12 protein-coding genes are annotated in these 11,978 nt (G+C 64.1%); 5 read left to right on the top strand and 7 right to left on the bottom strand.

The features are described 5' to 3' along the window. Position 1 precedes the first annotated feature (1 nt). On the bottom strand, positions 2-919 hold the full coding sequence (gene ltnD, locus JQ621_RS28385; RefSeq protein ID WP_212239617.1) for an L-threonate dehydrogenase: 918 nt from the start codon (positions 917-919) through the stop codon (positions 2-4). Positions 920-1,033: 114 nt separating this feature from the next. Between ltnD and otnC the strand changes: the two genes are divergently transcribed. Continuing rightward, complete coding sequence (otnC, locus tag JQ621_RS28380) at positions 1,034-1,720, top strand: 3-oxo-tetronate 4-phosphate decarboxylase (protein WP_212239615.1); 687 nt, start codon at positions 1,034-1,036, stop codon at positions 1,718-1,720. Positions 1,721-1,905: 185 nt separating this feature from the next. Here otnC and JQ621_RS28375 read toward each other — a convergent pair whose 3' ends face one another. From JQ621_RS28375 to JQ621_RS28350, 6 genes are all read right to left on the bottom strand, one after another. After that, positions 1,906-2,610: an ABC transporter ATP-binding protein gene (locus tag JQ621_RS28375; protein WP_212239613.1), complete on the bottom strand. Its 705-nt coding sequence runs from the start codon at positions 2,608-2,610 to the stop codon at positions 1,906-1,908. Then, positions 2,594-3,325, bottom strand: a complete 732-nt coding sequence (locus tag JQ621_RS28370; protein ID WP_212239611.1) for an ABC transporter ATP-binding protein — start codon at positions 3,323-3,325, stop codon at positions 2,594-2,596. The genes JQ621_RS28375 and JQ621_RS28370 overlap by 17 nt, the downstream gene beginning before the upstream one ends. Next, the gene (locus JQ621_RS28365) at positions 3,322-4,305 is read right to left on the bottom strand and encodes a branched-chain amino acid ABC transporter permease (protein WP_212239609.1); all 984 of its coding nucleotides are present in this window, start codon (positions 4,303-4,305) and stop codon (positions 3,322-3,324) included. Before JQ621_RS28365 ends, JQ621_RS28370 begins: the two co-directional genes overlap by 4 nt. Then, on the bottom strand, positions 4,305-5,183 hold the full coding sequence (locus JQ621_RS28360; RefSeq protein WP_212239870.1) for a branched-chain amino acid ABC transporter permease: 879 nt from the start codon (positions 5,181-5,183) through the stop codon (positions 4,305-4,307). Before JQ621_RS28360 ends, JQ621_RS28365 begins: the two co-directional genes overlap by 1 nt. 149 nt (positions 5,184-5,332) lie before the next feature. Next, positions 5,333-6,577: an ABC transporter substrate-binding protein gene (locus tag JQ621_RS28355; protein ID WP_212239607.1), complete on the bottom strand. Its 1,245-nt coding sequence runs from the start codon at positions 6,575-6,577 to the stop codon at positions 5,333-5,335. A 92-nt stretch (positions 6,578-6,669) separates the two neighbouring features. Further along, positions 6,670-7,485, bottom strand: coding sequence for a putative hydro-lyase (locus tag JQ621_RS28350; protein ID WP_212239605.1), 816 nt, complete (start codon positions 7,483-7,485; stop codon positions 6,670-6,672). A 119-nt stretch (positions 7,486-7,604) separates the two neighbouring features. Here JQ621_RS28350 and JQ621_RS28345 point away from each other — a divergent pair, with 119 nt between their 5' ends. From JQ621_RS28345 to JQ621_RS28330, 4 genes are read left to right on the top strand one after another with little or no spacing between them, the layout of a single operon-like run. Next, a complete protein-coding gene (locus tag JQ621_RS28345; protein WP_212239603.1) occupies positions 7,605-8,522 on the top strand; it encodes a LysR family transcriptional regulator in 918 nt (305 codons plus the stop codon). Between the two features lie 31 nt (positions 8,523-8,553). Then, complete coding sequence (locus JQ621_RS28340) at positions 8,554-9,804, top strand: Zn-dependent hydrolase (protein ID WP_212239600.1); 1,251 nt, start codon at positions 8,554-8,556, stop codon at positions 9,802-9,804. Between the two features lie 14 nt (positions 9,805-9,818). Further along, complete coding sequence (locus JQ621_RS28335; protein WP_212239597.1) at positions 9,819-10,730, top strand: NAD(P)-dependent oxidoreductase; 912 nt, start codon at positions 9,819-9,821, stop codon at positions 10,728-10,730. 11 nt (positions 10,731-10,741) lie between these two features. Continuing rightward, positions 10,742-11,815: a malate/lactate/ureidoglycolate dehydrogenase gene (locus tag JQ621_RS28330; RefSeq protein WP_212239594.1), complete on the top strand. Its 1,074-nt coding sequence runs from the start codon at positions 10,742-10,744 to the stop codon at positions 11,813-11,815. Positions 11,816-11,978 lie beyond the last annotated feature (163 nt).

Genomic DNA, 11,978 nt, shown 5'->3' with positions numbered 1-11,978 from the left:
TCTACTTGTCGCCGGGAAGCTTGACGCCGGTGACCTGGGCATACATCCGCGCCACCGATGCATCGTCGTCGCGGCCCATGCCGGCAGCCGACGTCATCAGGAACATCTGGAGGGCTGCGGCGGAGACCGGTACTGGAAATCTTGCGGTACGCGCCATGTCCTGGATGATGCCGAGGTCTTTCACGAAAATCTCCACTGCGCTGCGCGGCGTGTAGTCGCCGTCGAGCACATGCGGCATGCGGTTCTCGAACATCCAGGAATTGCCGGCGGAGGCCGTAATCACCTCATAGACCTTGCGGATGTCGAGGCCCTGCTTGGCGGCGAACGCCATCGCTTCACTGGCCGCCGCGATATGCACGCCGGCGAGCAGCTGGTTGATCATCTTGAAGGCCGCGCCCTGGCCGGCGGCATCGCCAAGTTCGTAGAGTTTTGCCGCCATGGCGTCGAGCGCCGGACGCGCTTTTGCAAAGGCGGCCGCGCTGCCCGACGCGAGAATCGTCAGCTCGCCTTGCGCGGCACGCTGCGCGCCACCAGAGATCGGCGCATCCAGATAATGACGGCCCGTCGCCTCGAGCTGTTTGGCGAGGCGCCGCGCCACGTCGGGATCCATGGTCGCGGAGGAGATGAAAACGCTATCCCTCGGCAAGGTTTCGGCGACGCCGTCCTTGCCGAACAGGATCGTCTCGGTCTGGGCAGCATTGACGACGACGCTGACGACGATATCGGCGCCTTTGGCCGCCTCGGCCGGAGTCGCAGCGCCAGCGCCGCCATCCCCGACAAACCGCGCGACCGCATCAGCTGAAACGTCGCAACCGGTCACGCTATGGCCAGCGCGCTTCAGCGACGTCGCCATGCCGTATCCCATCGAGCCGAGCCCGATGACGGCGATGCGCTGGTTCTGTGACGTGGAGGCTGACATGCAACTGACCCTTCTTGTTCTTGCGAACGTTTCCCGGACGGCCACCCTTTGCGGGGGCTCGTGACCTCGAATAACACGGCTTGGCCGCGCTGCCAAAGCGTGAGACAAGCGAGCATGACGGCCATGAGAACTGAGACAAGCAACGAGACAAGGCTGCGTGAGGATATCTGCCGCTTCGGACGGTCGCTATTCGAGCGCGGGCTGACGCCGGGGTCGTCAGGCAATATCAGCGTCCGGCTGGACGGCGGCGGCTGGCTCGTGACGCCGACCAACGCCTCGCTCGGCTTCCTCGATCCGGCCAAGTTGTCGCGGCTGGATGAGCAAGGCCGCCTCGTTTCAGGCGATGCGCCGACCAAGGAAGTTCCCCTGCACACCGCGCTCTACGACACGCGCGCAAGCGCGCGGGCGATCGTGCATCTGCATTCCACGCATTCGGTCGCGCTCTCGATGCTGCCCGAGATCGACCCACGCGCCGCACTGCCGCCGATGACGGCCTATTACCTGATGAAATGCGGCGCCACCGCGCTCGTGCCCTATTACCGCCCTGGCGATCCCGCCGTCGCCGATGCGATCAAGGGGCTGGCGGGGAAATATTCCTCCGTGCTGCTCGCCAATCACGGCCCGGTCGTGGCCGGCGACACGCTGGAAGCAGCGGTGTTCGCGACCGAGGAGCTGGAGGAGACGGCGAAGCTGTATCTGCTGCTGCGGGGCATGAACCCGCGGTACTTGTCACCGGAGCAGGTGAGCGATCTGGTGAAGGTGTTCGGGGTGACGTTGCCGGAGCATGGGCACGAGCATTGAGATCACAATTCTTCCGATGTCGTCCTGGCGAAAGCCAGGACCCATTACCACAGGGAGTAGTTGTTGGCAGATTCTGGCAACCAATGTCGTCTCAAAACACCCAGTTGGGATAATGGGTCCTGGCTTTCGCCAGGACGACGTTGAGGGGCATCCGGTTTCGACACGTCCGTTATGGCGAAGCGTACCTACAGCCCCAGATACGCCTTGCGCACATCCGGGTTGCCCCTGATCTCCGCCGCCGGCCCTTGCATCAGCACGCGGCCGGTTTGCAGGATGTAGGCGCGGTCGGCGATCTCCAGGCACTCGGCCATGCGCTGCTCGACGATCAGCACGGTCATGCCGGCCTCGCGGATCGTTTTCACCGCCTGGAAGATCTCATCGACCAGTTTGGGCATGATGCCCTGCGAGGGCTCGTCCAGCATCAACAGCCGCGGGCGCGTCATCAGCGCGCGGCCGATCGCCAGCATCTGCTGCTCGCCGCCGGAGAGCGTTTCGGCGCGCTGCTCGAGGCGTTCGGAGAGGCGTGGAAACAGCTTGAAAACGAGATCCAGCGGTGCCTCGCGATCCGCCTCGCCGCGATAGAGATAGCTGCCGAGGCGCAGATTGTCGCGCACCGACAGGCGCGGAAACAGGCGGCGGTTCTCCGGCACATAGGCAATACCGGTCGCGGTAACGTGATGCTGCGCCATGCCGTCGAGGCGCTTGCCGTCGAACGTCACAGTGCCCGAACGCGGACGCTCGGCGCCGGCGATCGTTTTGAGCAGCGTCGACTTGCCCGCGCCATTGGCGCCGGCAACGCAGACGATTTCGCCCTTCTGGACCTCGATCGAGACCGCGGAGATCGCGACCAGGCCCTGATAGGCAGTCGTGACTTCATGCACCGACAGCATGACGATCTCCCAGATATGCCTTGATCACCTTGGGATCGCGGACGACGTCGGCAGGCTTACCCTCGACCAGAACCTTGCCGAGGTCGAGCACGATGGCGCGATCGACCAGCGGCATCACGATCTCCATGACATGCTCGACCATCAGCACAGTGATGCCGGCATCGCGAACCTTGCGCACCAACGCGACGCCGGTCTGCGCCTCGGTCGGCGTGAGGCCGGTGAGGACTTCGTCGAGCAGCAGCAATTTCGGCTCGGTCGCGAGCGCGCGGGCGACTTCGAGCCGGCGCTTCTCGGCCGGCACGAGGTCGCTCGCGAGCACGTCGGCGCGCGCGGCAAGGCCAGTGAATTCCAGCACCTCATAGGCCTTGCGGCGTGCCACGCGCATCACGGTGTTGCGAACGAGCGCACCGACGATGACGTTGTCGATGACAGTCATGGTCTCGAAGCTCTTGACCACCTGGAAGGTGCGGCCGACGCCGAGCTGGCAGCGCTCGGCCGCCGGCAAATTGGTGACATTCTCACCGTCGAACCAGATCGAGCCCTGCGTCGGCGGCAGGACGCCGGCGATGAGATTGAACAGCGTCGACTTGCCGGCGCCGTTGGGGCCGATCAGGCCGACGATCTCGCCGCGGCCGACCGAGATCGAAACGTCGCTGTTGGCGACGAGGCCGCCGAACCGCTGCCAGACGCCGCGGGTTTCAAGGAGCGCGGTCATCGCGTGGCTCCTCTTGCCTTGGAGCGGGAGAGCAGGCTCACGAGGCCCTGCGGCAGGGCGAGCGATATCAACACGATTAGCGTGCCGTAGACGATGAGATCAACGCCGCGGCCGGAGCCGCCGATATAGGAGCGCGTTAGCTCCGTCATTGGGATCAGGATGGCCGCCCCTAACACCGGCCCCCAGAGCGTGCCGATACCGCCGAGCACGGCCGGCAGTGCCATCAGCAGCGAGAACTGGAAACCCATGACGCTTTCAGGATCGATATAGGCGAGGAACTGTGCGTAGAAGGCACCCCCGACGGCAACGAGGAACGCAGACACCGCCGCCGCGCCCATCTTGGAGTTGAACACGACGACGCCCAGACTCTCGGCCGCTTCCGGATTGTCCTTCACCGCGCGCCACCAGAAACCCCATTTGGAATCCTCAAGCCACCAGGTGACGAACCAAGCGAGGCAGCACAGCGCCAGCGCGAAGTAGAAGTACGGCAGCTTGCTGCGCATGAACTGGAATTTCAGCCAGCTGTCGCCGCGCACGGGAATGGTGATCCCCATCGCGGCTCCCGCCCATTCCCAGTTCTGGAACAGCAGCAAGCCGATTTCCGCGATCACGATGGTCGCAATCACGAAGTAATGGCCGCGCAGGCGGAAGAAGGGATAGCCGAGCCCCATCGCGATAACAGCCGCGATCCCGCCGCCGGCGAGCATCCCGAACCAGGGCAACACGCCGAACTTCGTGAACAGAAGCTCGGTGGTGTAGGCGCCGATGCCGAAATAGAGCGCGTGGCCCAGCGAGATCTGTCCGCAATAGCCGGAGAGGATGTTCCAGCTCTGCGACAGCGCCGCATACATCAACGTCAGGACCATGATGTTCTGGATGTAGACGTTCTTGACGAAGAGCGGCGCGAGCGCGGCAAGAGCGGCCAGCACTGCGGCAATGATGAGATCGCGGCGGCGCCGCGCGGCAAAATGCTTGTCCATCACATCGACCCGAACAGGCCACGCGGCCGGATGAAGACGACGAGCAGGTACACCGCATAGATGCCGACCGACTTCAGCGAGGGCGGCAGCATCAGGGCGGTCACCGCTTCCACTAGGCCGACGATGATGCCCCCGGCAAAGGCGCCGAACACGCTGCCGAAGCCGCCGAGCGCCACCGTGACATAGGCAATCAGCGCAAAGGAGGCGCCGACGTCGGGATAGATGTAGAAGAACACCGCCATGATCGCGCCGGCGAGACCGACCAGTGCGGCCCCAAGGCCCCAGCCGAACGCGAACACGCGGTTCTTGTCGATGCCGACGAGCGCGACGGCGCCGGGATCTTCACGGGTGGCCTCCAAGGCGCGGCCGAAATCGGTGCGATGGATGAAGAAGTAGAGGCCGGCAAAAGCCGCGATCGAGACCAGCGCACCGACCAATTGCGGCTCCGGAAGGAAGATGCCTGCAACCGAGATGGTTTTGCCGGCAAGCCAGGATTGCGGAATGCTGCGATAGTCCGGCGTGAAGAACAGCTGGGCGAGGCCTCGCATGACGATGGCGAGGCCAAAGGTCGTGAAGATCTGCACCATGCCCGCGTTGGCCTTGGCTCGCATGGCGAACCGTACAATCAACAGATAGACGATCGCTCCGAACACGAACATCGCCGCGGCAACCAATGGCGCCGAAAGCAAGGGGTCGATGGCGAAGAACGTGAACAGGAAAAAGGACGCGTACATCGCGATCATCAGGAACTCGCCATGGGCAAAGTTCGTGACGTCCATCAGGCCGAAGATCAGCGCGAGGCCGACGGCGATCAGGCCGTAGAGCAGGCCCATCAGCAGGCCGCTCGCGAGACTTTGGACAATTGTTTCGACTGTCAGCAACTTGTCCCCCAGAAAAAGCCCTCGGCCCGAGGGGTATCATCGAACGCGCATCGCAAAGGACTAGCCCGCCCTCGTCTTTCCCGACGCGGGCTCCGTCTTACATCGCAAGATCAGGATCGGGAGCTGTCAGAACTCCCGAGCCATGCTCACTTCATCGGCCAGACAGCGTCGGCCACCGCCGCCTGCGACGGGAAGATGGTGACGAACTTGCCGCCGATATATTGCAGCAGCACCGGATCGGCGTCGTTGTTCTGGCCCATGTCGTCGAACTTGACCCGCTTCCAGGGCATGATGGTCTGCTCGCCCGGAATGTCGGTTGCGGCCATCGCATCGCGAATCTTCTCGCCGTCGGTCGACTTGGCGCGGTTGATGGCGTCCGCGATCACGATCATCGCCATGAACTGCCGCGACGTGTTGTCGTTGAGGTCCTTGCCCGACTTCGCCTTGAACAGATCGTTGATCTTGCCGACCATCGGCCGCTTGGCGGCGAGATCGAGCGAGAAGCTGCCGCGCGTGATCGCGCCTTCGAGCTTGTCGCCGACGGCGTCGTAAAGCGCCTTTTCGGAGAAGCCGGCTGCCTGGGCGAGGATCGCGTTCGGCTTGTAGCCGAGCTCGGCCATCGTCTTGACCAGCAGGATGCCGTCCGTGGTGTAGCTCGAGGGCAGCAGCACGTCCGCGTTGGCAGCCTTGAGCTGCTGGACTTCGGCGGACAAGGACGGCGAGTTGGCGCGATACTTGATGTCGGAGACGATCTTGTAGCCTCGCTCGGTCGCGAGCTTGGTCTGGGCGTTTGCGGAGTCGGTGCCGAAGATCGTGTCTTCGTGGAACAGCGCCAGCGTGTCGGCCTTGACGCCCTTCTTCTTCATCGCGTCGAGGAAATCGAACATCGCGGCCGAGAACATCTCGTCATGCGGCGATGCGCGGAAATAATACTTCAGTCCGCGGCGATGCAGGCTCGGCGAGGAGTTGTCGGCCGACAGGAACGGGATCTGGTAACGCTCGCAGATCTGGCTGACGGTGACCGCGACCGCGCTCTGATAGGAGCCGAGCACGGCGCAGGCCTTCTCCTGGGTGATCAGTCGCTCGGCTTCGGCGCGGCCTTTTTGCGGGTCGCCCTGGTGGTCGGCGTACACGATGCGGATCTTGGCGCCGCCGAGACCGGGCAAGCCGACGCCCTTTGCCAGCGGAAGGTCGAAGTCCTGATCATTGTTGATGATGTCGATTGCGGTCTCGAACGCGCGCTGCGCATCGACACCGACCTGGGCGCCCGCACCCGACAGGGGATAGGTCGCGCCGATCAGCACCTCGGAAGTCTGTCCGCGCGCAGCTAGCGGCAGCAGCGCGGCAGCGGCGGTGGCTCCGAGCAGAACGTCGCGGCGAGTGATCGTCATTGGCAAAGTCCCCTGTTATTCGAATTTTGCGCGTATCGAATGAAACGATTGGCAAACTGCGTAAAGCCCGAAGAAGCAGCAAACGCTGCCTACTAAATCACGGCCATGTTCCTGTTTTTCAGATCGGTCACCAGCATCAAGCCAGGCGAATGCGTGATTGCGAATGGTACCTTGGCGGCGTTGATCACCGATTGCGGCGTCACGCCGCACGCCCAGAACACCGGGATCTCGTCCTGGGCGACTGGTACGGGATCACCATAGTCCGGCTTGGCAAGGTCGTTGATGCCGATCAGGTGCGGATGGCCAAGATGCACAGGCGCGCCGTGCACGGCGGGATAGCGCGAGGTGATCTGCACCGCGCGGATCGCATCGGCCGGTTTGAACGGGCGCATCGACACCACCATCGGCCCCGCGAACGGACCGGCCTCGCCGCAAGCGATGTTGGTGCGGTACATCGGCACGCGCACGTTCTGCTCGATGTGACGGATCGGCATGCCCTCGTCGAGCAGCGCCTCCTCGAACGAGAACGAGCAGCCGAGCACGAAGGTCACGAGGTCATCGCGCCAATGCTTCGTCACATCGGTCGGCTCGTCCACGACTTCGCCATCGCGCCAGACGCGGTAGCGCGGCACGTCGGTGCGGATGTCGAGATCGGCGCCGAGCGCGGGAATGTGGGGACTGCCGACGTCGGACATGCCGATGATCGGGCAGGGTTTCGGATTGAGCTGGCAGAATCGGTGGAAGGCACTGGCGTATTCCGCCGGCAGGATCGCCAGATTGCCCTGGACGAAGCCGGGGGCGACCCCCGCGGTCGAACCGACCCTGCCGCCGCGATAGGCGAGCCGTGCCTGACGGCTCGGGAGGATGTCAGACGTTTCAGTTTGCTGCGCTGCCACCAAAACAGTCATGTGATTGACCTGCCTATAAACTCGACAAAGACAGCCAACACCAAGCGTGCTATAAAGTCTAATCTTCCTTTCTAATCGATATCGATAAATTTGGTTTATCGAAGAGGAAAATTCTTCCGATGCTGGACTTCAGGTCGATCGAAACCTTCCTCTGGGTTGTCAAGCTCGGCAGCTTTCGGGGCGCCGCAGCACGGCTCAATACGACCCAGCCGGCGATCTCCCAGCGTATCGCGCAGCTCGAGCGCGAGATGGGGGTCAAGCTGCTGAACCGCGATCATCGCGTTGCGTCTCCCACCCCGAGCGGACGGCAGATGATGGTCTATGCTGAAAAGCTGATCGGCCTGCGCGCGGCCATGATGGCGGAGATCGGCGACGCTTCCGCGATGCGCGGCGTGATGCGGCTCGGTGTGGCCGAGACCATTGTGCACACCTGGCTGCCGCGGCTGGTGAAGAGCGTCAACGAAATCTATCCGAACCTGTCGCTGGAGATCGAGGTCGACATCACGCCGAACCTCACCGCGCGCCTGCTTGCGCAGGAGATCGAACTCGCTTTCGTGGTGGGGCCCCTCTCCGCTTCGGGCGTGCACAACCGCAAGCTCGCCGACTATCCGATCGGCTTTCTCGCAAGTCCCTCACTCGGGCTCGGCCACGGCCCCGTCACTCCGGCCGATATCGCGCGTTTTCCGATCATCACCTTCCCGCGCAAGACCAGGCCCTATGAAGTTGTCCGGGAGGTATTCGACCGTCCGGAGCTGCCGCCGATCCGCCTGCACGCCTCCGCCTCGCTTGCGACCGTGATCCACATGGCGGTGGAAGGCCTCGGCATCGCCGTGATCCCCGACGCCATCGTCGAGAGCGAACTCGCCGACGGCCGGCTGCAATTGCTCGACACCGACCTGGAGATCGCACCGCTGACATTCACGGCGAGCTGGCTCGCCTCGCCCGACGTCGTCGCGGTGCAGCGCGTCGCCGAGCTTGCATGTCAGATTGCGCAGAGCAGCCTCGCAGTTGACGCGTCCGCGCTGGCGCGTCATTGAAAAAGGTGCCGGACCAACAAGAGACCGACGCATGAGCCGAGCCGCGACCAACCTGCAAATCGATTCCGCCCGCCTCTGGGGCTCCATCCACGAGACCGCGCAATTCGGCGCGACGGCCAAGGGCGGTGTGCGGCGGCTGACGCTCAGCCGCGAAGACAAGCAGGTCCGCGACTGGTTTCGAAAGGCCTGCGAGGACGCCGGGCTTGAGGTGCACACCGATGCACTCGGCTCGCAATTCGGCCTGCGCAAGGGACGCGATATGTCGAAGCTGCCCGTCGGCATCGGCTCGCACCTCGACACCCAGCCGACCGGCGGCAAGTATGACGGCATTCTGGGAACGCTCGGCGCGCTCGAAGTGATCCGCACGCTGAACGACGCCGGCATCGAGACAGAGGCGCCGATCTGCGTGGTCAACTGGACCAATGAAGAGGGCTCGCGCTTCGCGCCGGCGATGATGGCATCCGCAGCCTATGTCGGCGATTTCACCACCGACGATATCCTCTCGCGCAAGGACATCGACGGCACCACCGTCGGCCAGGCACTCGACAGCATCGGCTATCGCGGCGACAAGCCGGTCGGTTTCCAGAAGCTCGGGTGCTTCGTCGAACTCCACATCGAGCAGGGCCCGATCCTCGAAGCCGAGGGCAAGACCATTGGCGTGGTCGATTCCGGCCAGGGCGTGCTCTGGTACGACGGCAAGATTTCCGGCTTCGAGAGCCATGCGGGATCAACCCCCATGCCGCTCCGCCGCGATGCGCTGGCGACGCTCTCCGAGATCGTGCTGGCGATGGAAGCCATTGCCAGCAAGCACGGCCCGAACGCGGTCGGCACCATCGGCGAGGCCGTGATCGCCAATCCCTCGCGCAACGTCATTCCCGGCGAGATCGCCTTCACCATGGATTGCCGCAGCGCCGACGGCGCGATCATGGATGCGCTCGATCGTGATTTGCGCGCCGCAATTGCCGAGATCGCCGCGCGTCGCAAGGTCGATGTGAAAATTGACCTCGTCTGGCGCAAGCCGCCAACGCACTTCGATCCCAAGCTGATCGCAGCGGTGGAGAACGCAGCCAAGACGCTCGGCTATTCCTCGCGCCGCATCACCTCCGGCGCCGGCCACGACGCCTGCAATCTCAATACCGTCATGCCGGCGGCGATGGTGTTCGTGCCTTGCAAGGACGGCATCAGCCACAACGAGCTGGAAGATGCGACGCAGGGCGACTGCGCCGCGGGCACCAACGTGCTGATGCACACCGTGCTGGCGATCGCCGGCGTCGCATCGTGAGTGGGAGTAGCGCCATGCGCGGAGTTTTCGTCGACGCCAATGAAGCGCTTGCCGTGATCATGGAGCGGCTGGAGAAGCCGGGTGATCCCAAGATACGGATCCACCGGGACCCCGATATCAAACCCGAGCAATATCCTGAAATCCTCGACGGCGCCGAGATCGCCATCGTCGACCACACGGCGCTCCCGACCGAAGTCGCGAAGAAGTGCGCGGGCCTCAAGCACGTCGTGTTCCTCGGCACCGGCGCGCGCAGCTACATGAACCCGGAGGAGCTCGCCGAGCTCGGCATCTCCGTGCATCTGATCAAGGGCTATGGCGACACCGCCGTCGCGGAGTCGGCCATCGCGTTGATGTGGTCCTCGGCCCGCGTCATCGCGATGATGGATCGCGAGATGCGCGCCGGGAACTGGCTGCGCGAGGACGGCATGCAGCTCACCGGCAAGACGCTGGGCCTGATCGGCTTCGGCGGCATCGCCGCCGAGGTCGCGCGCATCGCGTCCGGCGGCGGCATGAAGGTGATCGCATGGAACCGCTCGCCAAAGAGTCATCCGGGGGTCGAATTCACCGATCTCGACGCATTGCTGGCGCGCAGCGATGTCGTGTCGCTGCACCTGCTCCTCAACGACGAGACGCGCGGCATGATCACGCGCGAAACAATCGGCAAGATGAAACCCGGCGTCGTCTTCATCAACACCGCCCGCGGCGCCATCGTCGACGAGCAGGCGATGATCGACGCGCTGAAGTCGGGACACATCCGCCACGCCGGCCTCGACGTCTTCAACATCGAGCCGCTGCCGGCGGACCATCCACTGACGAAAATTCCAAACGTGACGCTGTCGGCGCATTCCGCCTTCCGCACGCCGGAAGCGAGCGAGAACCTGATTGAAGCGGCATGGGTCCATTGCCGCCGGATCGTGAAAGGATAAGAGCAACAACAATGGCCGACTATCGCACCATCAAGGCGGAGCCGCTCACGAACGCCGTCCGCGCAATCGTCAAGGCCGGTGGCTCCTCGGACCGCGAAGCCGAGCTCGTCTCCACCAATCTTGTCGAGGCCAATCTCAGGGGACACGACTCCCACGGCGTCGGCATGATCCCACGCTATGTCCAGAGCGTCGTCAATGGCGGCCTCGCCGTGAACCAGCACGTCAAGACCGTGCTCGACACCGGTCCGCTGCTCACCCTCGACGGCCTGACCGGTTACGGCCAGGTGATCGGCCATGAAGCGATGGAGCTGGCAGCCGAGCGCGCCAAGAAGAACGGCGTGTGCCTCGTTGGTCTGTCCAACGCGCATCACATCGGCCGTATCGGTCACTGGGCCGAGCAGTGCATCGACCACGGGCTGGTGTCGATCCACTTCGTCAACGTGATCTCGCGCCCGATCGTTGCGCCCTGGGGCGGCAGCGATGCGCGCCACGGCACCAACCCGTTCTGCGTCGGCATCCCGCGCCGGGGCAAGGAGCCGATCGTGCTCGACTTCGCCACGAGCCGGATCGCGCAGGGCAAGACCCGCGTCGCCCACAACAAGGGCGTCGAGCTCGAGCCCGGCACCATCATCGACAACGAGGGCAAGCCGACCACCAACCCGCGCTACACCGTGATCCCGCCGCACGGCGCCATTCTGCCGTTCGGCGAGCACAAGGGGTCGGGGCTTGCACTGGTGTGCGAAATCCTCGGCGGCGCACTCTCCGGCGGCCAGGTCGTCAAGGGCCCCTCCGACGGCAAGTACAACGTCCTCAACGGCATGCTCTCGATCGTCATCGATCCAGGCAAGCTCGGCACGGGCGAGAACCTGGCGCGCGAAGTCGAGAGCTTCATCGCCTGGCACACCGGCTCGCCGCCCGCCCCCGGCGTCGACAAGGTGAAGATCGCCGGCGAGCCCGAGCGCGAGACCAGGAAGAAGCGTCTCGCCGAAGGCATCCCGGTCGATCCGACCACCTGGCAGGAGATTCTCGAGGCGGGGAAGAAGTTCGGGCTGGATCAGGCGGCGGTCGAGAAGATCGCGGGGTAGTCTCGGACGCGGCTATCAGAATCGGTGTCGTCCCGGACAAGCGCGCTTAAAGCGCGCGCCGATCCGGCAACTGTTATGTTGATGGTTCGACCTTATAGATTTTTCGGTCGCGCAGCATGGCGTTGAGGATGGTCAGCAGCTTCCTGGCGACAGCAATGAGGGC

The organism is Bradyrhizobium manausense (assembly GCF_018129685.1).
GTDB lineage: Bacteria > Pseudomonadota > Alphaproteobacteria > Rhizobiales > Xanthobacteraceae > Bradyrhizobium > Bradyrhizobium manausense_D.
Note: the sequence above shows the minus strand (reverse complement) of the source record. Positions and strands in the feature narration are given on the sequence as shown.